General features: G+C 61.8%; 22 protein-coding genes and 1 pseudogene. 13 read left to right on the top strand and 10 right to left on the bottom strand.

From position 1 onward, the window contains the following. Positions 1-3: 3 nt before the first annotated feature. Genes VJX68_RS13975 through VJX68_RS13965 form a run of 3 tightly spaced genes read left to right on the top strand, consistent with a single transcriptional unit; the run spans position 4 to position 2,770 of the window. Positions 4-1,737, top strand: coding sequence for an N-acyl-D-amino-acid deacylase family protein (locus tag VJX68_RS13975; protein ID WP_324096320.1), 1,734 nt, complete (start codon positions 4-6; stop codon positions 1,735-1,737). Between the two features lie 8 nt (positions 1,738-1,745). Continuing rightward, on the top strand, positions 1,746-2,423 hold the full coding sequence (locus VJX68_RS13970; RefSeq protein ID WP_324096319.1) for a phosphoribosylanthranilate isomerase: 678 nt from the start codon (positions 1,746-1,748) through the stop codon (positions 2,421-2,423). A 14-nt stretch (positions 2,424-2,437) separates the two neighbouring features. Further along, on the top strand, positions 2,438-2,770 hold the full coding sequence (locus tag VJX68_RS13965; RefSeq protein ID WP_324096318.1) for a hypothetical protein: 333 nt from the start codon (positions 2,438-2,440) through the stop codon (positions 2,768-2,770). On the opposite strand, the gene VJX68_RS13960 is transcribed toward VJX68_RS13965, so the two are convergent. Continuing rightward, a complete protein-coding gene (locus VJX68_RS13960; protein ID WP_324096317.1) occupies positions 2,767-4,239 on the bottom strand; it encodes an amidohydrolase family protein in 1,473 nt (490 codons plus the stop codon). The two genes, VJX68_RS13965 and VJX68_RS13960, sit on opposite strands and share 4 nt — an antisense overlap. Before the next feature lie 235 nt (positions 4,240-4,474). Here VJX68_RS13960 and VJX68_RS13955 point away from each other — a divergent pair, with 235 nt between their 5' ends. The 4 genes from VJX68_RS13955 to VJX68_RS13940 all read left to right on the top strand — a co-directional run bounded on the left by VJX68_RS13955 (position 4,475) and on the right by VJX68_RS13940 (position 8,306). Next, positions 4,475-4,969, top strand: coding sequence for a hypothetical protein (locus tag VJX68_RS13955; protein ID WP_324096316.1), 495 nt, complete (start codon positions 4,475-4,477; stop codon positions 4,967-4,969). Between the two features lie 242 nt (positions 4,970-5,211). Next, entirely contained in the window at positions 5,212-6,378 is a 1,167-nt protein-coding gene (locus VJX68_RS13950; RefSeq protein ID WP_324096315.1) for an ABC transporter permease, read from the top strand. Between the two features lie 30 nt (positions 6,379-6,408). Further along, positions 6,409-7,551 (top strand): ABC transporter permease, encoded by a 1,143-nt coding sequence (locus VJX68_RS13945; protein WP_324096314.1) that lies wholly within the window; start codon positions 6,409-6,411, stop codon positions 7,549-7,551. 95 nt (positions 7,552-7,646) lie between these two features. Further along, positions 7,647-8,306 carry a methyltransferase family protein gene (locus VJX68_RS13940; protein ID WP_324096313.1) on the top strand — a complete coding sequence of 220 codons (660 nt, stop codon included), beginning with the start codon at positions 7,647-7,649 and terminating at the stop codon, positions 8,304-8,306. Positions 8,307-8,334: 28 nt separating this feature from the next. Here the strand turns inward: VJX68_RS13940 and VJX68_RS13935 are convergent, their stop codons facing one another. Further along, on the bottom strand, positions 8,335-9,213 hold the full coding sequence (locus VJX68_RS13935; RefSeq protein ID WP_324096312.1) for an aldo/keto reductase: 879 nt from the start codon (positions 9,211-9,213) through the stop codon (positions 8,335-8,337). 146 nt (positions 9,214-9,359) lie between these two features. On the opposite strand from VJX68_RS13935, the gene VJX68_RS13930 reads away from it, so the two are divergent. Together VJX68_RS13930 and VJX68_RS19430 are read left to right on the top strand one after the other, a co-directional pair. Beyond that, on the top strand, positions 9,360-9,932 hold the full coding sequence (locus tag VJX68_RS13930) for a pyruvoyl-dependent arginine decarboxylase (protein ID WP_324096311.1): 573 nt from the start codon (positions 9,360-9,362) through the stop codon (positions 9,930-9,932). Next, positions 9,929-10,465 (top strand): nuclear transport factor 2 family protein, encoded by a 537-nt coding sequence (locus VJX68_RS19430; RefSeq protein ID WP_324096310.1) that lies wholly within the window; start codon positions 9,929-9,931, stop codon positions 10,463-10,465. Before VJX68_RS13930 ends, VJX68_RS19430 begins: the two co-directional genes overlap by 4 nt. On the opposite strand, the gene VJX68_RS13920 is transcribed toward VJX68_RS19430, so the two are convergent. From VJX68_RS13920 to gnd, 3 genes are read right to left on the bottom strand one after another with little or no spacing between them, the layout of a single operon-like run. Beyond that, positions 10,387-11,253 (bottom strand): class II fructose-bisphosphate aldolase, encoded by an 867-nt coding sequence (locus VJX68_RS13920; RefSeq protein ID WP_324096309.1) that lies wholly within the window; start codon positions 11,251-11,253, stop codon positions 10,387-10,389. The genes VJX68_RS19430 and VJX68_RS13920 overlap by 79 nt on opposite strands. A 2-nt stretch (positions 11,254-11,255) precedes the next feature. Continuing rightward, the gene (zwf, locus tag VJX68_RS13915; RefSeq protein WP_324096308.1) at positions 11,256-12,782 is read right to left on the bottom strand and encodes a glucose-6-phosphate dehydrogenase; all 1,527 of its coding nucleotides are present in this window, start codon (positions 12,780-12,782) and stop codon (positions 11,256-11,258) included. A 12-nt stretch (positions 12,783-12,794) separates the two neighbouring features. After that, the gene (gnd, locus tag VJX68_RS13910) at positions 12,795-13,811 is read right to left on the bottom strand and encodes a phosphogluconate dehydrogenase (NAD(+)-dependent, decarboxylating) (protein WP_324096307.1); all 1,017 of its coding nucleotides are present in this window, start codon (positions 13,809-13,811) and stop codon (positions 12,795-12,797) included. A 117-nt stretch (positions 13,812-13,928) separates the two neighbouring features. On the opposite strand from gnd, the pseudogene VJX68_RS13905 reads away from it, so the two are divergent. From VJX68_RS13905 to VJX68_RS13895, 3 genes and pseudogenes are all read left to right on the top strand, one after another. Continuing rightward, positions 13,929-14,699: pseudogene (locus VJX68_RS13905) on the top strand (cobyric acid synthase); the annotation flags it as partial. Positions 14,700-14,772: 73 nt separating this feature from the next. Beyond that, on the top strand, positions 14,773-15,429 hold the full coding sequence (locus VJX68_RS13900) for a hypothetical protein (RefSeq protein ID WP_324096306.1): 657 nt from the start codon (positions 14,773-14,775) through the stop codon (positions 15,427-15,429). 154 nt (positions 15,430-15,583) lie between these two features. After that, positions 15,584-16,519 carry an oxidoreductase gene (locus tag VJX68_RS13895; protein WP_324096305.1) on the top strand — a complete coding sequence of 312 codons (936 nt, stop codon included), beginning with the start codon at positions 15,584-15,586 and terminating at the stop codon, positions 16,517-16,519. Between the two features lie 24 nt (positions 16,520-16,543). Here the strand turns inward: VJX68_RS13895 and VJX68_RS13890 are convergent, their stop codons facing one another. The 4 genes from VJX68_RS13890 to VJX68_RS13875 form a co-directional block, all read right to left on the bottom strand. Next, on the bottom strand, positions 16,544-17,428 hold the full coding sequence (locus tag VJX68_RS13890; RefSeq protein WP_324096304.1) for an alpha/beta hydrolase: 885 nt from the start codon (positions 17,426-17,428) through the stop codon (positions 16,544-16,546). Between the two features lie 171 nt (positions 17,429-17,599). Beyond that, a complete protein-coding gene (locus VJX68_RS13885) occupies positions 17,600-18,160 on the bottom strand; it encodes a hypothetical protein (RefSeq protein ID WP_324096303.1) in 561 nt (186 codons plus the stop codon). Positions 18,161-18,302: 142 nt separating this feature from the next. After that, positions 18,303-19,292: a Gfo/Idh/MocA family protein gene (locus tag VJX68_RS13880; RefSeq protein ID WP_324096302.1), complete on the bottom strand. Its 990-nt coding sequence runs from the start codon at positions 19,290-19,292 to the stop codon at positions 18,303-18,305. A 14-nt stretch (positions 19,293-19,306) separates the two neighbouring features. After that, complete coding sequence (locus VJX68_RS13875) at positions 19,307-20,140, bottom strand: bestrophin-like domain (RefSeq protein ID WP_324096301.1); 834 nt, start codon at positions 20,138-20,140, stop codon at positions 19,307-19,309. Between the two features lie 174 nt (positions 20,141-20,314). On the opposite strand from VJX68_RS13875, the gene VJX68_RS13870 reads away from it, so the two are divergent. Then, positions 20,315-21,859: a carboxylesterase/lipase family protein gene (locus VJX68_RS13870; protein ID WP_324096300.1), complete on the top strand. Its 1,545-nt coding sequence runs from the start codon at positions 20,315-20,317 to the stop codon at positions 21,857-21,859. An 8-nt stretch (positions 21,860-21,867) separates the two neighbouring features. Here the strand turns inward: VJX68_RS13870 and VJX68_RS13865 are convergent, their stop codons facing one another. Beyond that, positions 21,868-25,824 carry a DUF748 domain-containing protein gene (locus VJX68_RS13865; RefSeq protein ID WP_324096299.1) on the bottom strand — a complete coding sequence of 1,319 codons (3,957 nt, stop codon included), beginning with the start codon at positions 25,822-25,824 and terminating at the stop codon, positions 21,868-21,870. Between the last annotated feature and the right edge of the window lie 29 nt (positions 25,825-25,853).

The following is a 25,853-nucleotide window of genomic DNA, read 5'->3' as shown; positions in this document are numbered from 1 at the left end:
TCGATGGCCGATTTCGATCTTCACATCAAAGGTGGAACCGTTGTTGACGGAACTCGCGTGCCGCGATACCGCGCCGACGTCTGGATCAAGGACGGCAAAATCGGGCAGGTTGGCGGCCGCGCCCCCGGCTTCGCGAAAAAAACCATCGACGCCGATGGCATGATCGTCGCCCCCGGCTTCGTCGATTTGCACACTCACTACGACGCGCAAATTCGATGGGACCCCTATTGCACCATCTCGGGATGGCACGGTGTCACGTCGGTCGTGCTCGGCAACTGTGGCTTCGGCTTCGTGCCCGTCAAGCCGGAATTCCGCGAGCGCTCGATGCTCACGATGACGCGCACTGAGGCGATTCCTTACGAGTCGATGAAGGCCGGGATGAAGTGGGATTGGGAGACGATTCCGCAGTACCTCGACTCGCTCGATCGCGCGCCGAAAGGCGTCAACGCGATTCAGTACCTGCCGACCTCGTCGCTGCTGACCTACGTGATGGGACTCGAGGCCGCGAAGACCCGCGCCGCGACGGAAGACGAACGCGCCGAGATGCGCCGCCTGCTCGCCGAAGGAATGGACGCCGGCCTCGGCGGCTTCTCGGTGCAGCGGCTCGGGCCCGATTCCACGCAGGCCGACTTCGACGGTTCGCCGATGGTCACCGACACGATGTGCGACGAAGACATCCTGAATCTCGCGCGCGTTCTCCGCGAGCGCGACGAGGGCTTCATCCAGATCACGCAAGCGACCGGCCACATCAAGGAGGACCTCGCGTTCCTCGAGCGCCTCGCAGCCGAGGCGAATCGCCCGATCCTTCACAACGCGATAGCGCCCGCGCGCCGCAATCCCCAAGTTCATCAGCGCAGCCTCGCATGGCTCAAGCGATGCCGCGAGAAGGGCCTGCCGATCTTCGGGCAGACCGCCACTCTGCGCACCGGCTTCGCGTTCACGCTCGAGCATTGGAACCTTTACGACGCGAGCCCCGCGTGGCGCACCGTCACCACCGGCAGCAACGCCGAGAAAATTTCCAAGATGAAAGATCCTGCGCTGCGCGAAGCGATCAAGCGCGAGCACGACCAGGCCAATCGCAAGCTCGAGGCAATCCAGGCCGGCGTCGGCGGTCCGATTCGTGATCTGATCGTGACGTGGGCGGCCGGCAAGCCTGAACTCGAGAAGTACGTCGGCAAATCGGTAGGCCTTATCGCCGCCGAGGAAAACAAGCATGAGATCGACGCGATGCTCGATCTCTCGATCGCCGGCGATCTCAAGGTCGAGTTCCTTGGCCCCAACCGCGGCTTCAACGCAGAGTTCTACGCCGAGATGATCAACGACTCGCCCTACACGATTCCCGGCGTGTCGGACGGGGGTGCGCACACCAAGTTCTTCACCGGCGGCGCGTACACGACCGACTTTCTCGGCTGGCTCGTTCGCGACGAACAGCGCATCACGCTCGAGGAGGCGCACTACCGCCTGTCCGCGCTACCCGCGCACGCGGCCGGCTTCCGCGATCGCGGCGTAATCCGCGAAGGGCTGGCGGCGGACGTCGTCGTCTACGATCTCGATCGGCTCGGCGTCGAGCCGGATTGGGTCGGCGATATCGCGCACGACTTTCCCGGCGGCGAATGGCGTCGCGTGCAGCATGCGCGCGGCTACCGCGCGATCATCGTCAACGGCGAGATGACGTGGGATGATGGGCGCTGCACCGGCGCGACGCCCGGCAAGCTGCTGCGCGGCGGCCGCGGCTAAATCCGCCGATGGCCGTCCAAATCTACAGCATGACATCGGTGCCCGACGCCATCGCGACTGCCGAAGCCGGCGCCGATCTGATAGGCCTCGTCATTGCCGAGCCCGGCGTAGTGCCCGAAGCAATCGGCCCGGACCTGGCACGCGAGATTCTCGCAGCGATTCGCCCGCGCTCGCGCGGTGTCGCGTTGTCGTTGTCCGACGATCGCGACGAGATTTGTGCGATGGTCGACGCGGTGCGCCCCGACGTCCTGCACGTGGCCGCGCGCGAGATCGAACCCGAAGACTGCGCCTGGATTCGCAAGCGCATCGCGCCCGTCATGCTTCTACGCGCGATTGCCGTGCGCGCCGGCGAAACCCTCACCGAAGCCGACGCGCATCAGGAATGCGTCGACTACCTGATGCTCGATTCAGGCGCCAAGGGCCGCCCGTTTGCCGGCGCGACCGGCGAGACTCACGATTGGACTATCAGCCGCACCGTGGTCGAGCGCTCGCGCATCCCGGTAATCCTCGCGGGCGGACTTTCCGCCGACAACGTGGCAGACGCGATCGCCACCGTCAGGCCCTGGGGCGTCGATTCCTTCACGCACACCGACGTTCCCGGCCATCGCGGGAAAAAAGATCCGGTGCGCGTGCGCTCATTCATCGCCGCGGCAAAACGCGCGTTCGCGCAAACTTCGAAAGGCTGAATCCGGAGGACGCGATGAATCGCAAGCAGTTCGTACTGTCCGCGGTCATGATCGCCTTCCTCGCGCAGGAGTCTTACGCCATCGTTCTCTACGGCTATATCGGCTTCTTCCGCATGATGTTCGCGAACTTCGCTAGCTTCACTGCGCTGGTCGATCTCATCATCGCGCTGGTTCTCATCCTGGCCTGGATGCGCGACGACGCGCAGCAACGCAAAGTCTCCGCCATCCCTTATCTCATCCTCACCCTCGCGCTAGGCAGTGTTGGCCCGCTGCTCTACCTGATTCGCCGTTTCGCCGAGCCAGCCCAGAGCACCGCAACTGTGACGCCGCACGCAGTCGGCAACTAAACGCTCTTACGCGCCAGCAGCGCGGCGGCTTCCTGCTCGACGCGCGTGCCTTTGAAAAAATTCGGGTTCGCCTCGCCCCAGAAGCGCACCGGGTTGACGAACATGAAATCGCGGAAGTCATCCGCCGTGATCAGCTCGTGCTCAACCAACTCGTACGCCTCGGGCACGACGTCCTTCATATCCGGCACGTCGAAATGCCCGATGTCCGAGCCGAACAGCACATTCATCTTGGCGCCGTACGGATTCGCCTTGCGGTTGAACGCGTAAGCATTGATCGGGTCGTCGGCTTCGCATCCGAAATAAAAATTCTCGACGAACAAATCGCGGATGTCCTCGGCCCGCTTGATCTTGCACGCGGCGAAATCGTCGAGCTCGCGAATCCCGCCAGTGGCGCCGCTTTGATCCCGCTCGAGAATCGCCTCGACCCCGCTGCTCTTCGGAGAAATCTTGCCCTCGACCCATTTCCCACCATATTCGCGAATGAGCTGCGTCAGTATCTCACGATTCAGGTTGGCCGGATTCGTATCCTCGAGTGCCTCGCGATTGCGCTTCTTCCAATGACCGATCAGATCGCAGTAAAGCCCGCACGCCCATCCGACCCCGCCTTCCAGGAACCCCATCTTGAGTTGCGGGAACCGGCGCGTCACGCCCCCTAAGAAAATCGCCTTGCAAACCGCCTCGCTCGCGGCGGCGAAGTGCCCGATGTGGTTGTACACGAAATTGGTCGGCGAATTGCGCAGTCCAACCCCGCGCGAACCCGAATGAAACGTCGGCGAGATTCCCAGCTCGACGCATTTCGTCCACACCGGATCGTAGTTGTACTCGCTGTCGAGCCCGAGCATGTCGAACCACGTCGCGAATCGCGCCGCGTCGGGCGTCTTCGCCGCGACCGCCGGTATCTGCCGCCGCACCATGCTCGCCATCATCACGACCTTCAGTCCGAGTTCCTTAGTCACGTAGTCGAGTTCCGCACACGCCTCCTCGGGAGTATGCATTGGGATCACCGCTGCGGGCGTCATGCGGTCGGAAAACTCCCCGAAAAATTCTGCGATGAACTGGTTGAACTCGCGGCACGTAACGCGCCGCGTTTCTTGGTCGGGATGAAATGGAACGCCGAGCCCGGCCGTCGGATACAGCACGGTGAAATCCATTCCGAATTCGTCGAGCCGTTCGTAAAGCAGGCGCGGCAAAATCTCCGTCGCGCGATCGCGAGTGTTCTTCGTCGGCAGCGCCCAGAATGCTTCCTGCGCGCGACGCTTGCGCTTGCGTTCTTCCTCGGACGCCGTCAGTTGCTTCGACACCCGTCCGTTGAACGCGCGAAATCCCTCGACCGCGCGGCTGCCGCCGAATTTTTCCAACTGCTCGACTATGATCGGCCCGAACTCCAGCCAATGCCCGTCGGCGTCGATCACCGGATGCTTGAGACTCGCGCGAATCCGCTGCGCCTCTGACTTGCTCCCGCTGGACATCGCTTCGCCTCCAAAGTTTTATTCTCGGAGCTTAGTATTGAAGCCGCGCCGCCGCCAACCATGACGCGACGACCTCCAGGAGCGGTTGCGGCGACAGTTGAGCCTGGCGCGCCAATTGAAATCCGCGCAGGCTGCTGCTATCGGTCTGCGTATCTCAAGTCAGGAGAGTTTCCGATGCGGGGGGCACATTCTCGCGATAGCATTTCTCGCAGCCGCGCTAACGCCGGCGATTGTCTTGGCCGGACCTCGGGCAAGCGGCGCCCCGCAGGTTTCGGTTCCGGACAAGAAGAGCAATGCGGGTGCAAAGTGGACCGTCAACATCACCACGCAGGAACCGAACGGTTCTAGCACTTCAGGTCCCTGCACCGGCGGCGCCGGACTGGCCGACTTTTGTCCTGTCGGCCCCTGTGACTGCTACACATCGAGCGGCTCGGCATCGGGCTCTGTCGGACACGGCTCCGCCACGGTCTACGAAACCATCGATTTTGGCCAGGAATTCGGCGTCGAGGGCGATTGCACTACGGCTTATCTCGACATCGAGATCACCGGCGCGACCAAGGACAACGAAAGCATCGGTGCCGACGCGGGTGACTGTTACAATGAAAACGTCACGTCGACTGAGTATGTGAGCGGCGGCTGCGAGCTCGGAACCTCCTCGACCCTGTTTTCGGACGCCGAGGGTCAATGCTCCGGCTCTTATGGCGCGCTCAAGCACGCCGGTTTCCCCTGAAAATTTCGATCAGGGGCAGGGCGATCAAGAACTAGTAAGCAAGCGACGGACTACGAGCCCACGCCGGCGACATCGGCGGCATTGTCGCAACGGGTTTGCGCTCTCCCCGCGACGCTTGGCGCGGGGACCCGCAATTCCTCCTGCGGCCCCCTAGGATCGCGGGCGCCGACAGTCTACAATCGCTGCCTTTCCACGTAGCGCAAACGCCCGATCCGCCCCGGCGCGATTTCCCGGGAGGCAAAGTGATCCCGATTCGCTACAACTTGCGCAGCATCATGGTTCGCCGCGCCACCGCCGCGATGACCGCGTCGGTCGTCGCTCTGGTCGTGATGCTGCTGTTCATCTTGTCGGGCTTCGTCGCTGGTCTGCGCGCGACCGTGATGCAAAACGCGCTGCCCGACAACTGGATCGTGCTCAGCCGCGGCACCACCGACGAAGGCGGCAGCTTCATCACGCACGAGCAATACGAGATCATCAAAAGCCGCCCGCAAATCAGTACGACTCCCGACGGCAATGCGCTCGTCTCGCCCGAGGTGATCACCGGATTCAATCCTGACCCCGCCGCACCGGTAACCTCCGGTGTGATGTTCACGCTCCTTCGCGGCGTCTATCCGATCGCCTACCAGGTTCATCGCGGGATGCGTATTGAGAGCGGTCGCTGGCCAAATAGCAGCGCGTCCGAGATGGTCGTCGGCCGCAAGCTCGCCGCGCGTTATCCCAACCTCGCTGTCGGAAGCGATTTCAAATTCGGACCGCGCACTTTCAAAATTGTCGGCGTCTTTTCCGATCAGGACAGCGCGCGCGAGTCTGAAATGCTGACCGATCTCGGCGTCCTGATCCAGGATATCCACGTCAACAATGGCTTCCAGGTGCTTCACGTCGTGCTCAAACCCGGCACGCACGACGACTTTGCCAAATCGCTAACGACCGATTCGCGCGTCAAGCTCGATGCGATATCGGAGCAGGACTTTTACGCGAAGCAAACCGGCTTCGTCGATCAGCTGCGCGCACTCGGCCTGATCGTCGCTCTTATTCTCGCCGTCGGCTCAGTCTTCGGCGCGATGAACACGATGTATTCCGCAGTCGCGCGACGCACCAGCGAAATCGGCGTGCTACGAGTGCTCGGCTTCACGCGCTTCAACGTGCTCGCGAGTTTCGTCATCGAAAGCATCGTGCTCGCGCTCGCGGGCGGCGTGCTTGGCGAAATACTCGGCGTGCTGGTCGCGTATTCGACCGGGCTCAGCAGCCAGCTCATGAATGTCGGCGAATTCATCTTCAGGTTTCGCCTGACTCTCGGCGCGTTCGTGTCGGGAATCGTCGCCGCAATCCTAATCGGCGCGCTCGGCGGTTTCCTGCCCGCATGGCGCGCCTCGCGCATTCGTCTCGTCGAATCGCTGCGCTCGGTCTGAACGGAAGCCGACGTGTTTAACTGGATTAAATTGATCGAACGCAACATGCGCCGGAATTTGCGCCGCACGATTCTGACCATCCTCACCATCGCGCTCGCCACCTTCATCTACACCGTCTTGGTCTCCGTGCCGGCCTCGATGGATCGCGTGGTCAAGGATGCGTCCAGTACGCTCCGCCTGATCATCGTCAACAAGACCGCGCCGTGGGAGGATCTGCCTGCGCGTTACTGCGACGACATCAACAAAATGCCCGGCGTCGCCGCGTGCGTCGCTATCACGGGATGGCCCGCGACGTGGCGCGACATCAGCGACCCCGTCTTCGCCGTCGGCGCCGGCCCGGAAATAGCCGACGTGTTCCCCGACTACGCCCTGACCGGCCAGCAGCGCGCCGCGGCCGCGAAAGATAAGCGCGCCGCCGTCGTCGGCGAAATTCTCATGCGCAAATACGGCTGGAAACTCGGCGACACCATCACGCTGCGCAGCACCGACGCCGACCACATGGAAATGACCTTCGTCATCGTCGGCCAGATGACATCCAAGCACTATCCCAACATCTTTCTCATTCGCCGCGACTATATGATGGCGGCGCGCAAAGCGCACGGGCTGCCCGACGAAGACATTGCCTGGAACATAATTGTGCGCGCCACCAGCAACGACGCGATGGGCTCGCTCGCCAAGATGATCGACGAGCACTTCGCCAACTCCGACGCCGAAACGCGCACCATGACCGAAAGCGATGCGCTATCCTCCGGCCTCTCCGCCATCGGCAACATCCGGGCAATCGTGTTCGCGCTATGCCTCGTAGTGTTGCTGACAGTCCTGCTCATAGCAGCCAATTCCACAGTCATGATGGTCCGCGAACAAATCAGCGACGTCGCGGTGATGCGCGCTCTAGGCTTCAGCCGCAGCGCAGTAGCCTTCCTGCTGTTCGGCGAATGCAGCGCTATAGGACTGTTAGGCGGAATCATAGGAGCGGGCGCCGCCCTATGGATGTTCTCCGGCGGCATAACTCTGGGCGCCGCTCTAGGAGGCAACGGCGCCCTATGGGTAACTCCCGCCCAAACCCTTAACGCACTAATCGCGGCGCTAGCCGTAAGTCTTATAAGCGGCATAGTTCCAATCCTGGAAGCAGTCCGCCTTCCCCCAGCCCTGGCCTTCCACAAAGTCGTCTAGAAGATCGGAGCCGGACTATAGTTCAGAGATCGGCATGACGCGCTCGGCACGGCGAGTCCAGGCTGGCATGGCTAAGAGCAAGGCGGGAGAGTCAGATGGCGACGCAGACCTTCCGATTCGTACTCATCTTCATAGTGGTCGGTGTTCAGGTGGGCCTAGCCGTCCTCGGTATGGGCGGGCTTGCCTTCTTCTTCTCTCACCCGCCGCTTGAGGCGCTTGCGATCGTTGGCTGTGTGCTGCTGGTCGCGTCGATGTTCTCCGAGGGAAATCTAAACCCCGGTGAGCGCGAGGATCGCGCCAATCGATGGGTCCTCGTGGCCTTTGGCTCGATCTTGCTGCTGATCTCCTATCTTCCTCCTTACACGGACCGGATGGAGTTCTGGACGATTGACGGCGAAATCACTCGATGGATTGGCGTCACGCTCTTCGCCATCGGCGGCGCGCTGCGCTTGTGGCCGGTCTTCGTGCTCGGCCGCCGATTCAGCGGCCTAGTCGCGATCCAGCCCAATCACAAACTCGTCACCAGCGGAATCTACAGCGTCGTTCGCAATCCGAGCTATCTCGGGTTGCTCATTACAACGCTGGGATGGGTACTGGCCTTTCGCTCGTCGGTAGGAGTGCTCATCACCGCCTGCCTCATACCACCGCTTCTCGCACGCATCCACGCGGAAGAGGCGATGCTGCGCTCGCAGTTCGGCAGCGAATTCGATTCGTACTGTGCCCACACCTCGCGCCTGATCCCGGGCCTCTACTAAAACCAGTCGTACGCCGAGCTGGTTCGGATCAAATCGTGTCGGACACGCCAGGGATGAACAGGGGTTCCATCGCGTACCGCTCGACGTCGGCATCCATCTCCGCGCGCGCCGGCGCGGTAGCCTTCACGCTCGCCGCGTCGAGGACATCGCGCAGAAGCGTCGCGTCGCTCGACGTATTCAGGAACAGTCCCGGCCGGCTCAGCACGAAATGCACACCGCGGCGGATCGCCTCGCGATCGCGCAATGGCTCGTACCAGCTGAATTTTCGGCTGTCGCCATTCTGCCATCGCCGCCGCGCGACCGACTTGATCGTCTGTGTCGCCACGCCGCGGTTGCGGCAGACTTTCAGCAGCGCCTCGACATCTTCCTCATACGACTTGATATCCAGCATCGTGAAATTGTACGGAAACAGCACCGTGTCGAACGCGAACCGCTCCAGGCTTCTGCGATGCATCGCGGCGACCTGCGAGCCGTGCCCGGTGACTCCGATAAACCGCACCAGCCCCTGGGTCCGCGCCTCGATGAGAGCCTCCAGCGCACCGCCCGCTCCGAGAGCCGTCGTCCATTCATTCTCGGCGACGAGGTTGTGCATCTGGATCAGATCGATCTGATCGACCCGCAGCCGCTCCAGCGAACGATGGAGACTGTCGCGCGCGCCTTGATATGTGCGGTCGCCGGTCTTGCTGGCGAGGAAAAACCGTTTGCGATGCTCCCGCATCCACGGCCCGATCCGCAATTCCGACTCGCCGTACGATGCCGCCGTGTCGATATGATTGATGCCGTATTCGAGCAGCACCTCGAGCACGCCGTCGGCCTTGTCCTGTTTCATCCCGCCCAGCGCGGCGGCGCCGAAAAGAATGCGCGTGCTCTGATGCCCGGTTTTCCCAAACGGACTCGTCTCGATCACGATGTCACCTCGCCAAATTTCTTTGAGCCGCTATCTTACCGCGTCGCCGAGCATTATTCACGAACCGATAATCGGCGCGTAACCTCACAAAACTCTTGCGCTTGCTCTATGTAAATGACGAGATCGAGTCGAGGAATAAAAAATAGATGGGGCCAACAGGCAAAGGCATTTTTCTGACCAAGGGCGTCGGCAGGCATCGCGAGAAGCTCACCTCGTTCGAGCTCGCGCTGCGCGACGCGCGAATCGCAGAGTTCAATCTCGTTCGAGTCAGTTCGATTTTCCCTCCCGGCTGCAAAGTCGTCTCGATCCAGGACGGACTGAAGACATTGACTCCCGGCCAGATCGTTTACACCGTCATGTACGACAACTCGACCGACGAGCCGCATCGCCTGATCGCGGCGTCGGTCGGCCTCGCGATTCCCGCCGACAAGGATCAGTACGGCTATCTCTCCGAGCACAAGAGTTTCGGGCAGACCGACGAGAAGGCCGGAGACTACGCGGAAGATCTCGCTGCGACGATGCTCGCGACGGCGCTCGGCGTGGACTTCGACCCCAATGTCAGCTACGACGAACGCAAGGACGTGTGGAAGCTGTCGGATAAAATCGTGCAGACGCGAAACATCACGCAATCCGCAATCGGCGATCGCGACGGTCTGTGGACAACGGTCGTTACCGCCGCGGTATTCGTGAATCTACCAACGGACAAACAGCCGGGATGAATCTCAGCGATCTCGAAAAGCGCATCGCGGTCCTCGAAGATATCGAGGCGATCAAGAAGCTCAAGGCCCGCTACTGCGCGATCTGCGACGAGGATCACAATCCGGCGAAAATCACCGCGCTGTTCGCCCCCGACGGCATCTGGGAGGGCGCCGGCGTCGGGCGGCATCAAGGGCACGACGCGATTCGCAAACTCTTCCAGGGCTTCCAGGAACGGATCAGCTTCTCGCAGCACAACGTCATGAATCCGATCATCGACGTCGACGGCGACCGCGCCACCGGCATCTGGGTACTTCATCGGCCCGTTCACGATGCGCAGTGGAAATCGCGCGATGTGGCTCGGCGCACGCTACGAAGACGACTACGTCAAGCTAAACGGCGAGTGGAAGTTCATGCACCTGCGCGCGATCGGCCGGATGTCGGCGCCGTACGAAAAAGGCTGGGCCAAGTAGGCCGCTATCTCGAACTGAACAGCTCGAGCCTCGATCTGACCACGTCTTTCACCGCCTCGACCGCGGGTTTCAGGATCTTGTAGGGCGCCACTTCGTTAGGGTCCGCGGCCAGCCCCGCTTCGACTCCGCGTCGCCATGCGATCCGGATTTCGGTGTTGACGTGGACGATCGTCATGCCGGCCTTGATCGCGCGCCTGAAATCGTCATCGTTGGTGCCCGACCCGCCATGCAACGTCATGAGGATCTTCGCTGCCGCTTTGATCTCGGCGATCCGCTCGATATTCAGCCGCTTCTGAACGTCGCCGTGAACCATGCTCGCGAGCATTCCGTGCATGTTGCCCACCGCCGGCGCCAGCACGTCGACTTTGGTGGCCTCGACGAATTGTTTCGCCTCGTCCGGAGTCGTCAAGACTCCGACACCTTCCGGAACCTTGTCGATCACGGCCGACGACGCGCCGATCCAGCCGATCTCGCCCTCGACAAGAACCGCAGGGTTGATCGATTTGATCGCCTCAATCGCTTTCTTCGTCTGCTTGATGTTTTCCTCGAAGGAGAGCGCAGAGCCGTCGAAGATGATTTCGTCGAAGCCGGCCTTCGCCGCCGCCTCGGCTTTGGCAATCGAGTGAGTGTGGTCGGCATTCAAAAAAATCGGGTAGTCGTACTCGTCGCGAACCGCCTTCACCAGCGCTGCCGCCTGGCGCACGCCGGTGAACTCGCGCTCGCCCTCGGACACGCCAACCATCACGGGCAGTTTCTTGTCGCGCGCGGCGGCAATGATCGCGTTGAAGCCCACCAAATCCGAAAAATTAAAATGACCGACGGCGACTTTTTCCGCCTCCGCCCGCTTCAACACTTCACGCAGCGATATCATGCTCAGATGTCTCTCCATTTGCGGCCGTCACGTTTGAGCAGCTCGGCGGCGGCGCGCGGTCCCGATGAACCGGCTGCGTAGTTGGGAAAATCGGCCGCCGGCGTCGCTTTCCATGCGTCCAGAATCGGATCGACGACACGCCATCCCGCGTCCACCGTGTCGGCGCGCTGGAATAGCGCCGGGTCGCCGAGCATGCAATCCAGCAGCAGCGTCTCGTAGCCCGTGCTCGGCGGCGAGCCGAAGTAGTCGGCGTATTTGAAGTTCATATCGACGTCGCCGAGCTTCACCACGGGCCCGGGAATCTTGGCACTGAAGCTCAGCGAGATACCCTCCTCGGGTTGAATGCGCAAGATCAGCTCGTTCTGCTCGAGCATCTTCACGCCGGTCTGCTGGAACAGCAGCGCGGGTGGCGCTTTGAACTTGATTGCGATTTCGGTGACGCGTTTCGCCATTCGCTTTCCCGTGCGCAGATAGAAGGGCACGCCCGACCATCGCCAGTTGTCGATCGCGAGTTTCAGCGCGACGTAAGTCTCGGTGCCGGATTTGGGACCTACTTGCGGCTCCGCGCGATAGCCAGGCACCGGCTTACCCTCCATCGTGCCGGGTCCGTACTGGCCGCGCACCGCCCAGCTCGCGACCTCGTCGGGCTTGAGCGGACGGATCGCGCGCAGCACCTTGGTCTTCTCGTCGCGCACCGGCTCGGAGTCGAACGAATTCGGCGGCTCCATCGCGGTAAGAGAGACGAGCGCCATAATATGATTCGGCACCATGTCTCGCAGCGCTCCGGTCGCTTCATAGAATGCGCCGCGATGCTCGACGCCGACCGTTTCCGCGTCCGTGATTTGCACGTGGTCGATGTAACTGTTGTTCCACAGCGGTTCGAAGAAGCCGTTGCCGAAGCGAAACGCCATGATGTTCTGGACCGTCTCTTTGCCGAGATAGTGATCGATGCGAAACGTCTGATTCTCGTCGATGCATGCGCCGATTTCGCGATTGAGCGCGTTTGCGGATTCCAAATCGTGGCCGAAAGGCTTCTCGATTATCACTCTTCGCCAATGGCCGTCGGTTTCTTTGGTGAGTCCCGCGCCGGCCAGTTGCTTGACGATCTCGCCGAAAAAACTTGGCGACACCGCGGTGTAGAACAGGTAGTTTCCCGGCGTGCTGTGGAGCTTGTCGGCAGCGTCGAGCTCCGACTTGAGGCGCTGGTACGTCGCCGGATCCTTGAAATCGCCCGACATATAAGAGATGCGCTGGTCGAACCATTTCCACAGCTCGGGGACGACCTCGGTCGTCGCGAATTGACTGATCTCGTCGCCGAGCTGTTTGCGGAAATCCGCGGAGCTCATCTCGACGTTGCTGACGCCAACGATCGCGAACTTGTCGGCCAGCAGTTTGTTGGCGAGCAGATTGTACATCGCCGGCATCAACAGCCGCTTGGTCAAGTCTCCGGTCGCGCCGAAGATAACGAACACGCACGGATCGCCGGGCCGTCCGCGTACCGATGCGTTCTCTGGTTCTGGACTCGGCATCGCAAACGCTTGTTAGGCTTTCTTCTCGACGTGCCCGCCGAATTCGTAACGCATCGCGGACAGCAGCTTGTCGGCAAAGTCGGCCGCGCCGCGCGAGCCGAAGCGCTCATAGAGCGCGGCGGTGAGGACATGCGCGGGGACGCCCTCGTCGATCGCCGCGTCGATCGTCCATCGACCCTCGCCGGAATCCGATACGCGCCCGGCAAAATTCTTCAGCTCCGGATCACCGAGGAGCGCGTTGGCGGTCAGGTCCAGCAGCCACGACGCGATCACACTGCCGCGCCTCCATACCTCGGCCACGTCCGTTAGATTGAAGTCGTACTGGTAGAGCTTGGGATTGCGCAGCGGCGTCGTCTCCGCGTCGACCGCGTGCGTCTGCATCCCGACGTTGGCGTTTTTCAGAATGTTCATGCCCTCGGCATACGCCGCCATGATGCCGTACTCGATTCCGTTGTGAACCATTTTCACGAAGTGCCCGGCGCCATTCGGTCCGCAATGCAGGTAACCGTGCTCGGCGGTGCCGCCCTTGACCTTCTCGCGGCCCGGGGTGCGCGGGGCGGAATCGATCGGCGGGGCGAGCGTCGAAAAAATCGAATCGAGATGCTTCACGACTTGCGGTTCGCCGCCGATCATCTGGCAAAAGCCGCGCTCGAGTCCCCAGACGCCGCCGCTGGTGCCCGAATCGACATAGTGAATGCCCTCGGCCGCGAGCGATTCGGCGCGCCGGATGTCATCGATGTAATACGAGTTGCCGCCGTCAACGATGATGTCGTCGCGCTGGAAACGGCTCGACAAGTCCGCGACCGTCTGCTCGACGATGGCGGCCGGCACCATCATCCAAGCGACGCGCGGCAACTTGAGCTTGGCGGCGAAGTCGTCGAGCGACGACGCACCGATCGCGCCCTCCTTTACCAGTTCCTTGACCGCCGCGGCGCTCACGTCGAACACCACGCACTCGTGACCGCCGCGGATCAGGCGGCGCACCATATTCGCACCCATGCGGCCGAGGCCGACCATTCCCATTTGCATTTTAGTTCGCTCCTTGTTGAACGGGACCCGTATTGAAACACTCTATCGCATCGCGGATGTTATGGCTTCCGCGAGCGTCGCGCGAAAAGGAGCCGGGTTTTGAGCGCCAGGAGTTTGATGGTGATGGGCACGGCGTCGGACGCCGGCAAGAGCGTAGTCGTCACCGCGCTGTGCCGTGCGTTCGCGCGCGCCGGCGTCCGCGTGGCGCCATTCAAATCGCAGAACATGTCGAACAACTCGGCGGTTTGTCGCGGCGGCGGTGAAATAGGACGTGCACAAGCCGTGCAGGCCGAGGCGTGCGGACTCGAACCGAGCCTCGACATGAATCCGGTGCTTTTGAAAACTCAGTCCGACATGAGTTGCCAGGTAGTCATTCGCGGCCGCGCGCGCTTTCAGATGGGCGTGAATGACTACGAGCGATATCGAACTGAGGCATGGCCTGAGATAGTCAGTAGCTATAGCAATCTAGCGCGGAATTTCGAGTTGATAGTCATCGAAGGCGCAGGCAGTGCGGCTGAGATCAATCTGCGGCACCGCGACATCGTCAACTGGAAAGTTGCCGAACTGGCCGACGCGCCCGTGCTGTTGGTCGCCGATATCGACAAGGGCGGAGTGTTTGCCTCGGTCGTCGGCACGATCGAGCTGCTCGCGCCGGAGGAACGGCGCCGCGTCAAGGGAGTGCTGATCAACAAGTTCCGGGGCGATCTGAAGCTGCTGGAGACGGGCCTTCGTGTTCTCGAGCGGCGCACGGGTATCCCGATAATCGGGGTGCTGCCGTGGCAGCAGAACCTGGGCTTGCCGCAAGAAGATGCCGCGATGCTGGCCGGGATCGCAAAGCCTGCCACCAACAAGCCACTTACTATTGGAGTGATACACCTGCCGTGCATCTCTAACTATACGGATTTCGAGGCGCTCGAAGACGAACCGGACGTCGTTCGTTCACTACTTGAGCGATCCGGGCATGGCGCCGCGCCTCGACGTTCTGATCATTCCGGGGACCAAGAGCACGGTCGCCGACTTGAAATGGCTGCGCGCAACCGGCGGGGAGAGTCTCCTCGTGCGGCACCGTCGCGCCGGCGGATGGGTGCTGGGAATCTGCGGCGGCTACCAGATGCTTGGACGGCGCATCATCGACATCGGCGGAGTCGAGAGCGATGCAACTGAAACGATTGGACTCGGCCTGCTCGAAATTGAAACCACCTTTCAGGCAGAAAAAATCACCGATCGACTTCGTGCGATTCATCTGACGACGAACCTGCTGGTGTCCGGCTACGAGATTCACTGCGGGCGAATTACTGGCATCCCGGAATCCCGCGCGTTGTTCAGATTGACTCACAGGGACTTGAGCGCGGTGAACGAATTGGAGGGCGTCCGCTCGGCCGATGGACGAGTGATCGGCACTTCGATTCACGGCTTGTTCGATTCGCCCCGCTTTCGACGAAACTTTCTCGACGAAGTGCGGAATTCGATAGGGCTCGCGCCGCTCGAATCGGCCGGACTGGTTGACACCGACGCCAATCGCCGCACCGCCTTCGATCGAATCGCCGACGCGCTGGGAGCGTGCGTCGATATGTCGCAGATCGCGGCGTTCGCGGGCGTTTCGCTCCGGTCTCGTTAACGGAATCACTTGCGCGGTGGGCGCCAAGGGTGACTCCTTGGAACCCGGTGTTTTGAATACTAGGTGCAGGGGTCACCCCTGCCGCCCGCCGCGTAGGCGTCTGCTCCCAATCGTGTGATAGCTTTCGTGTAACCGACTGGGAGGAAAGCTCACCATGCCCGACAAGAAAGCGTGGAGCGCCGATGACATACCGGATCTTTCCGGCAAGATGATCGTCGTAACCGGCGGCAATAGCGGTATCGGCTACGAAGCGGCGCTCGCGTTCGCGCGCAAGCGAGCCGAGGTCATCCTGGCCTGCCGCGACCTCGGCAAGGCGCGCACCGCGGCCGCGCAGATCACTGCGTCGGCGCCGGGAGCCACGGTCGAGGTGATGGAGCTTGATCTCTCGAACCTCGCGTCGGTGCGCGGCTTCTCAGACGCGTTCCATCTGCGGCATCAGGCGCTGCACGTATTGTGCAACAACGCCGGCGTGATGGCGATCCCGTATCGTCAAACGGCGGACGGCTTCGAGATGCAATTCGGCACCAATCACCTGGGGCACTTCGCGCTGACCGGCCTGCTGCTCGATCGCCTGCTCGCCACTGAGGGCGCGCGAGTCGTCAACGTCAGCAGCGGCGCGCATCGCATGGGCAAAATTCGTTTCGACGATCTGCAATGGCACAATGGCTACCGCAAATGGATGGCTTACGGGCAGAGCAAGCTCGCCAACCTGCTGTTCACTCTGGAGTTGCAGCGCAAAGTGGATGCGGCCGGCAAGAAATTGTTAAGCGTCGCATGCCATCCCGGATATGCGGCGACCAATCTGCAAGCTGCGGGACCGAGGATGTCGGGATCGTCGATGCTCGAATCTATTTTCTCAGTCGCCAACAGCCTGTTCGCGCAGAGCGCCGCGATGGGCGCGCTGCCGACCGAGTATGCGGCCGTGGCGCCCGACGTCCACGGCGGCGACTATTTCGGGCCCGACGGCGTCGCCGAGCTGTGGGGGAATCCGGTGCGTGTCGGCCGTAGTGCTGCTGCGCAGGACGCCGTGGCAGCGTCGCGGCTGTGGGAAGTGTCCGAGCAACTCACGAACGTGCACTACAATCTGTGAGCAGATGACCTCGGGCTGGTTCTCCTACGAGGTGCGCGCGATCACAAATCTCCCGATCTTGTCGATCGCGTGCTGGCCTTCCGGCAGCAGCTTCGCAAACACGTGCCAGACATGGGGCATCTCGTCCCAGACCTCCAGCTCGACTTGCACGCCGGCGGCTTTAGCACGCGCAGCGACCCGCGTCGCGTCGTCGAGCAGAATTTCCGCATCGCCAACGTGAATCAGCATCGGCGGCAGGCCTCGAAAATTGGCGTGCACCGGAGACACGAGCGGATCCTTGGGATCATGCGCGCCGTAATACTGCTTCGCCGACGATGCGAGGTTGTCCTGCGTCACCATCACGTCTTTCGCGGCTCGTGTACGCACCGATTCTCCGCTGCCTTCGAGGTCCGTCCACGGCGATATGGGAACTGCGCCGGCGGGCATCGGCAACCCCGCGTCGCGAATCGCGAGCAACGCCGAAATCGTGAGTCCTCCGCCCGCTGAATCGCCGGCGATAACAATCCTGCCGGGCTTGTAGCCTTGCGCGAGCAGCCAGCGGTATGCGGCGGTCGCGTCCTCGACGGCGGCGGGAAACGGATGCTCGGGCGCCAGCCGATAATCAATCGCCAGCGCCCGCGCATTGGACGCTCGCGCGATTCTGGAGATCATTGCGCGATGCGTGTTGATCGAGCCGAGCACGTAGCCGCCGCCATGCAGATAGAGGATAACTCGATCGGCAGTCGCGCCGGGCGCCGCAATCCATTCCGCGTTGACACCGCCCGCGTTGATCTTCTCGCAAATCACGTCGGCGGGGACACGCTCGCTGATGCGCTCCATCCCCGCGCGCCGTTGCTCGAGCGACGCGTTCGGATTCTGCGGCTGCGACTTGATCCGCTCGATTACCTTGCCCAGTTGTTCGCTCGCCATATTCCCTCCATATTCATGCGCTTCGCTACAGCGACGGCTATATCACGAAACGGGAAAGAATGGTCTGAGCTCGGATCGTTGCGCGCTCGCGAGTGGACGGCGCGGATCTCGATCTTCAGAACAAAAGAGCGGGCGCCGCCTCGTGCGACGCCCGCGCCGGTGCAATCAAACTTACGGGATGATGTCGAAGCAGCCGGAATTGTTCAGTGGCAGGTCGAACGTTCCACTCGTATTGATGAAATCATCCTTTTTCACTGTGCAGCCAGTATACTCATAGGTTCCGACGATGTCGTCTGAGCTCCCCAGGTGTCCGATGAATTTCACTTTGCACTTGCCTTTGAGCGTGCCCATCGTCGTGAATCCGCTTGCACTCGCCTTCCCTTTGAAGGGCCCATACGCCCAGTCATTGCCACTGTCCCAAACAAACTCGTAGAAGCTGCCGTGGGCTCCGCTCTTGATGTTCTTGCCGTTCTGGATGATCCCAATCCAGCCGTATCCGGACCCGAAGCTATTATCCTCCAGGGTGCCGACTGTGCTTGAACCGTCCCAGCATCCCGCGACATCAATCGGTGGCGCCTTGTCCGGTTGCGTCGCGACAGATGCTGCCGAGTGCCCGCCACCGTCACCGGCCGAACCCTGGTCCTGGGCGCGCGCGAAACTCGCGGAGCCGAAAAGGCTTGCGGACAACAAGCCCGCACACGCGACAACTACAAGTGTCTTTGCTACCTTCATCGTGAACTCTCCCCTCATAGATGCTTATAACGCAGCATCAATTGAGAGAAATAACTAACCGTTATGCCTAGTTAAATCAAGTTTTGAAGGATTTGAGACTGTTTTTGCCAGCAAATGCTCGTAATTTTAGGCGAACGCCGGGTTACGTCGCGCGTGGAGGGAGGCCCGCTGCCCGGTAGACGTCGTCGATCACGCGCATGTTGATGATCCCCTCGGCGCCGTCGGTAGGAAATTTGGCTTCGCCGCGCACGGCCTTTGCGAACGCGCGTAACTGGTACGTGAACGTCGTGTCGCCCGGCACCGTTTCGGTCCTTTCGCCCGCTCCCGTCTTCACGCTGAGCTGATGCCCGCGATGGGGTGCGATCGGATTCGTCACGCGCAGCTCCCCGCGTTCCCCGCGTGCCATGAACGAAGCCATCAGCGGCGAATCCTTCTTCATCGCGCAGTTCATCTTCGCCGTCACGCGGCCTGCGAGCTCGAGATCCACGTCCATCGCGATATCGATATTCTTCGGCCCGGTCTCCGCGTTCGCGCGAATCACGCGGAGCGTCAGGCCGGAAAAATAGCGAATCATGTGGAGCGGGTAGCATCCCAAATCCATCGTGGCGCCGCCGGCGAGGGTCCAATCGAAGCGGATGTTCGTTTCCGGAATCGGCACCGAAAACTGTCCCTCGACGTGGACCAGGCGGCCGAGCGTCCCGTCGCTCATAAGCGCGCGCACGCGATCCGCGAGCGGATGATAGCGGTAATGGAACGCCTCACCGAGAAGCTTCCCGCTTTCGTCCGCCGCCCGCGCCATTCGCTCAGCCTCGGCGGCGTTGGAAGCAAGCGGCTTTTCGCATAGCACGTGCTTTCCGGCGCGCAGCGCCGCGATCGTCCACTCGCAATGAAGCGAGTTCGGCAGCGGATTGTAGATCACATCGAGCTCGGGGTCGTTGACGACGTCGTCATAGGTCGCGAGCACGCGCGGGATACCGTGGGCGTCGGCGAACTCGCGCGCCCGCTTCGGATCGCGGGCCGCGACCGCGACGACTTCGGCGTCCGGCACATTCTGCGCCGCCTTGATCAAAGCGTCCGGTGCGATTCGCGCCGCGCCGAGTATTCCAAACCGGAGTGGGCGTTGTTCTGCCATGGTTTTCGCTACCTCTATCGGTCTGATGCCCGGCTGACTGCCGTGGGCGATGCTTTCGCCATCTTGTAACTGTTAGCCGCTTCCATTCGTGCGAGCGCGTAGCGGTATGGCTCATTCGAGATTGTGACGACACCCTGGTAAGGATGCGCCAGTTCCAGAATCGCGAGGATCGTCATGCCAAGCAGGATCGAGAAGAACCCGCACATCAGCACCTGCGCGCGAAAGACGTTACTGCCGAAGAAGTAGCTGAAACCAATCGTCATCAAGCATCCAAGATAGATTACGGTCCACACCACGGATGGGAGGTCTTGTTCATAGTAGTTAAACCGCTCGCTGCGCGAACGGCTGATGAGACTAAGCTGATCGATCGACTTGTCCATCAACATTTGCTCGCGGTTGTCCGTAGGGTGATATGCGAGCACGGTGGCCCAGAGTTCGTGCGCGCCCACTTTCCCACCTTGAAAGGTGTTGTCGGCCATCTGCGGCCATTCTTTTTCTATGACCCGATGCGAGTATTCGAGGACAGCCGAATCGAGCTGGGAGCGCATCGGTTCGGAGAAAGCCGCCCCGAGTTTGTAGAGGCTCTCCAGCGCCGTCGCTTCCTCGATCGCATCGGCATTGGCCTCATTGAACCGCTCCCAGGCCGCCACAATCACGAAGGCGAGGACCAGGCCGTAAAATGCGCCCAGCACTCCGAACGTCACGCCCGCCACCTCGTGGTTCTTCTGCAGCCGGTCCAGAGGAACCAGCCATCTCACGAGGCACAGACCGGCTATACTGCCGCCGCCGAACACCACGATGACGAATACGATCTGAGTGGCGGCTCCACAGTAGAGTAGGAAATTCATTTCTCGAAATCCCTCCCGACCAGCGCAATCGAGGCGCGAATCGCTCCAGCCAGAGTAGCGGTTCAAAGGCGACCCGCGCTATTGGCCCCGCCCCATTTGGCGGCGGCGGCGTTTGTGAAACCAGCGCGAATTCTGCGAGAATCGCGGCAATTCACCGTACCGAGGTTCATCCACATGGGCGCGACTGTCTCCATCCATCAAGGCAAACTCGAAGGCGACGAGCAGGGCGGACTATTCGTTTTCAGAGGAATCCCGTTTGCGGCGCCTCCCGTCGGTGCGCGCCGATGGCTCGCGCCCGAAAAGCCCGCGTCGTGGACGGGCGTCCGCGACGCGCGTCGGTTTGGCGCGGTGGCTCATCAGAACCAGGTGATGCTCAGCGCGCTCTCCGCGATGGTGGTTGACGGTGAACAGTCGGAAGACTGCCTCACGCTCAACGTCTGGACGCCCGCGCTCGACGGCAAGCCCCGGCCCGTGATGGTCTGGATTCACGGCGGCGCCTTTACGATCGGTTCCGGCTCGCAGGCGCTCTACGACGGCTCCCTTCTCGCTCGGCGCGGCGATGTTGTACTCGTCACGGTTAACTATCGCCTCGGACCGCTGGGCTTCCTGCGCCTCGCCGACGTGACTGGCGGCAAGATCCCGTCAACGGGCAGCGAAGGAATGCTCGATCAGGTCGCGGCTCTCGAATGGGTGCGCGACAATATCGCCGAGTTCGGCGGCGACCCCGGCAACGTCACGATCTTCGGCGAGTCGGCCGGCGGCATGAGCGTCGGAACCCTGCTCGCGATGCCCGCGGCGCGCGGCCTGTTCCACAAAGCGATACCGCAAAGCGGCGCATCCCACACCGGCGCTCCCGTCGCGCGCGCGAATCGCACGGCGGAGCGAGTCTTGTCGAAGCTCGGCGTGAATCCCGGAGACGCCGCTGCTATCCGCGCGCTGACTCCCGCGCAATTGCTCACCGGCACGCTGCTCCCCGACGGCAAGACGCCCGACCCCGAACTCGGAATGGCGTATCAACCGTGCATCGACGGTACTCACGTGCCGCGCGCCGCGATCGAGATGGTGGCTGACGGCTCGGCGTCGAGCGTGGCGGTGATGGTCGGCTCGACGCTCGAAGAATGGAAGCTGTTCTCGCTGATGGATCCATCGTTGCACAAGCTCGACCGCGCCGGCCTCGGCGCGCGCATCAGCAGGCGCTTGACGGCTCCGGCAGCCGACGCGCTCATCGACAGTTACGACAAGGCGCGCGCGCAGCGTGGCGAGCCTGCCACGCCCGCTGATCTGTTCACCGCTATCGAGACCGACCGCATTTTCCGCATCCCCGGCGTACGCCTCGCGCAAGTCCAGCGCCGCCACGACGCCCGCGTTTACAGCTATCTCTTCACCTGGCCGTCGCCCGCGATGGGCGGTGTGCTCGGCTCGTGCCACGCACTCGAGCTCGGCTTCGTCTTCGGCACCAATCACTTGCCGGGGATGACCGCATTCGCAGGCACAGGGCCAGGGGCGGAAACCCTCGCAACGCAGATGCAGGACGCGTGGCTCGCGTTCGCGCGCTCAGGCGATCCGAGCAACGAAAGTACCGGCGACTGGGCGGCCTACACGGAGTCGCGCCGTCCAACGATGGTTTTCGGCGCGAATACAAAGCTCGAAGATGCGCCGCGCGACGAAGAGCGCCGCGCCTGGGACGCGGTCCCCGATCGCATCTTCGGCTCGCTCTAGCTGAGGGATCACTCCAGCGATAGATCGACGCGCGTGGTCTTGCCCTGATCCTTGATTCCGGTGGCGTCCAGCTTCGGCGCGATTATGAACATCCGCGCCGCGTCGACCTGTTTCGTGCTCAGGTACGCGCGCACCACATTGGCGCGCGCTTCCGCCAGATGTTGCAAATCCTGATCGGTCACGGGAGTGTTCTCGAAAATTAGTTTCTTCATCACGTCCGGCGGCTGCGTGGTCGCGAATCCGATCGCGTTGCGCGGCTTCTTGAAATCCCCGGCGCTGTAAACCTTCGCCAGGTACTTGTTGTAGTCCTCCGTCGACAGCGGCGCACTCTTCGCATTCGACTCCGCGCTATCCCCCTCGGCCTTGTGCCGGAGCTCCTGGATACTGTGGTCCAGCGCCGCCTGGCGGTAGCCGTCCTTGTCGAATTGCGGATCGACTCGCCCCGAAATGTTGAGCTTCAACCCGGTTCGATCCGCCAACGCCTTCGCGACCGTATCCAGCTTCTGCTGGCTCTCCGTCGTCAGCGTCGCGTAGCCGGGCGCGAATTCGATGTACGCGAGATCCTGTTGCGCCCCGCCGCCGGTGACGCTGCCGAACGCGGCGGCTAGCAGCGAGAATGGCGCCGTTGCGGCCTTGACGATCAGGTTCAGGAACGCGCCCAGGATGACGCTGCCGATGCTGAATTGCGGATCCGACAGCGAGCCCGATATCGGCACTCGCACGTCGATTTCTCCCTTCGAATTTTTGAGCAGCGACACCGCGAGCCGTATCGGCAGATTGGTCGCGTCGGGGCTTTCCACGTGATCGCCGAAAGTCAGTTGATCGATGAAAATGTGGTTCTCTGCGGTCAGCTTGCCGGTGTCCAACAGATAGTGAACATCGACGGTCAGCGTGCCTTTGACGATCGGATAGCCGGTGTACTTCGTCGTATATGGCGAGAGCCCAGTCAGTTCGATCCCGTCCGCCTTCGCCTTGATATCGACGAACGCAGTGGGCGCGAGCGGGTTTATTGATCCGTCGATATTGATCGGCGCGCTGCCGTTGATTTTTCCATCGAGCGAAACGTCCGCCGGCGATGTGGATTTCGTCCCGAACGCCCCGACCTTGCCCTCCATGTCGCTCAGGTTCGCGGTGTAGTTGGGCTTGATGAAGTTGTCGGTGTAATTGACTTTGCCGCCCTTGAGCGTGATCTTGCTCAGCTCGATGTCGGCGTTCATCGGCTGCCCCGCGTAAGGCTGCGCAGGACTCGCCTCCGCCGCCGGACTGGCTCCAGGAGCAGTCTCGGCAGCTGCGCTCGGGGCGGCAGCCGGTGTAGGCGTCGAGGTCGGCGCGACTGGAACCGCGCCCTTCGAACCCGGTTCTCCCGCCGCGCGCGTCAGCGATGTGGGCGCTTCCTGTGGGTTCGCCGTGATGTCCTTCAGGTTCAACTTGCCGTCTTTGTTAAGAATGACCCGCGAATAAAAGTTGTTCAGCGCGATCAACTCCACATGTACTTTCGGCGGACCTTTGCCGATCGCGAAATCGATCTTGTTCACATTGAGCGCGGCCATTCTGAAAAACAGATCGTTGGTCAGCTTGTCGAGCATCCGCACGCTGCCGAGCGACGCGTCGCCTTTGTAGCTGACGAGAAAATCCTTGCGCACCTGCTGCAGCCCGACCGCGCCATCCATTGTCAGGTTCGCGCTCGTTATGGTCGCGTTCAGCCTGCTGCTCACGTATGGATCCGCAAATGTCAGGTCCAGCCGTTTCGTCGCGACGCGCAGATCGGCCTCGAGCGGCGCAATCGCGGCCTTACCGGTGACTTTGAAAGTACCTTTGCGATTGAGCGTGCCGTCGATGTCGATGTCAAAAGGTTTGGTGAAGTCACTCGACACATCTTTCAGATGCAGATTCAGGGGCGCGACGGCCACGGTTACCGGCTTCGGCGCAGTCTCGTCTACGAAGGTGGCGTCGGTCTGATCCAGCGAGACGGAAGCGACCTGGAATTGAAAACTCGGCGACGCTGGCGCCGACGGCGCTGCGAGCTGCACGGGTTTGCGCGCCGCTTGCCTCCGCTCACGAGGCGCTCGCCTCTCGTGCTCGGCTGCTCGCGTGTTGCGTTCCAGCGGAGCTGCGGGACCGCGCATCAGCGACTCGAGGCTCAACTTCCCGTCGCGCCCGCGCCGCACAAACAGATGCATCCCGTCGCTCTTCACCTCGGTGACCGTGGCCTGGCGCGACGCCAGATCGAACTGTCCGATCGCGACGCTGAAATTTTTCCACTGCACCGGCTTTTCTTTTTCGTGCGGCGCATCCACTTCGAAATTCGCAATCGTGACGTTTGCCGGCTCCGCGTGCACGTTGAAGTGATCGCTCGCGAAATTCGTCTGCACGTTGGCCTTCGCGCTGAACTTGCCCGACGCCACCGTCGCCGCAAGAAATTTCTGCGCGAACGGTTGCAGCGCCGGCAGATCGACCTGATCGATCGACACGTCGCTAGTAACATGCGATTGCGAGAGATCCAGCGCGCCCTGGACCGCGAGCGCGCCGCCGCCGTGAATGTTGCTGTTAACGTAGAACGTCGCCGGCGACTTCCCGAGCGTCCGCAGATTCTTTACTCCGACCTCCAGCGCCTCGAGCGTCGCCGTCGCGGGAGTCGCACCGCTGTTGTCCTGCACGTCCATTCCACTCTTCGTGAGAACGAACGACTCCAGCTGAAAATCCATTGGCGCTTTCGCCGTAGATGGACCCGCCACGGGCGCCGCCTGTTGCGCCACGTTGCCCGCCGGCGTTGGCGCGGGCGTTGGAGTGCTCGCCGCGGCGACTTGCGCGGCAGGACCAGGCGGCGCGGCAGCCTTACCGCTCGCCAGCGACGAGAGATTATTGGTGCCGTCGGGATTCAGCCTCACATTCGCGAGCAGTCCATCGATCCAGATCGATCGCAGATAGAACACCGCACCGAGCGGCTCGACGTCAGTCAGCTTCACCTCCGCGTGCTTGAGCGCGACGATCGGTGCATCGGCGTTGTCGCGAACGTCGAACTGATCGAGCGCCACGATCCCGTTTAGTCGAATCAGTGGCTGCGCTTCCGACTGCACGAAGTGCACGTACACATCCGCCGACAGCGCTCCGCTCGGAATCTTCACCGGCAACTTCATCGGCGCGTAGCTGACGTAGCGCGGCAGGTCGAGTCGATGCAGCTTCAAATCAACCACCGAGTCGCGCGTCGCGGTGAACGGCTTGGCCATTCCGGCAATCCGTAACGGGCTGCCGTCGATCACCATCTGCACCAGCGGCTCCACGAACACGTCCAACTTGGACGGCAGGTTCGCGATAAACGGCACGTCGATCTGAATCTTCTCGATCTTATGCCGCTTGCCGAGCAGTTGATCGTCTATCGTTATTTCGCCATCGCGCAGTTGAATGTTCGACACCGCGAATTTCATCGGCGCGCTCGGCGCCGCAGGTTTCGGTTTTTCCGGCGCCGGCGCGCTCTCGAGCAAATCGGAAAAGTTAAATTTCTGCTGTGACTCGCGCACGACGTGTATCTGCGGCTTGTCGATGACGACCTCGCCGACGATCGGCGCAAATCTGAACAGCGATGTCCACGAAACCTTCACCGTCAAGTGCCCGAGATCGACGAACGGTTTCTGCGGATCGTCGCGCTCGCCAATGTGCAGTTGGTCAAGGTCGAGTTTCAGCCTGTAGAGATTGAAGCGAATTTTGCCGACGCTCACCTGGCGATGGATGCTGGCGGCGACCGGGCCGGTCAGCACGTGGCGCAGCACTGGCGGAACCGCGAGGTAAAACGCCGGGCCAAGAAAAAGCAGGACCGCGACGACGATCACGCCGATTTTGCGCACGCGCCGCGAACGGCCCAACTCCTGCGCGCGTGCAACCCAAGGCTTCGAGGGATGAAACGCCGCCTTCAAATGTCCGAGCGCTTTCTCCAGGTACTCGAGCGCTCGATTTAGGAAGTTCGCCATGAGCCTAAGTCGCCTGACGCCGCCAGCGT

Origin of the sequence: Binatus sp. (SeqCode), from assembly GCF_035272065.1 — a bacterium.
Lineage (GTDB): Bacteria > Desulfobacterota > Binatia > Binatales > Binataceae > Binatus.
This window is presented reverse-complemented; position numbering and strand designations above follow the sequence as displayed.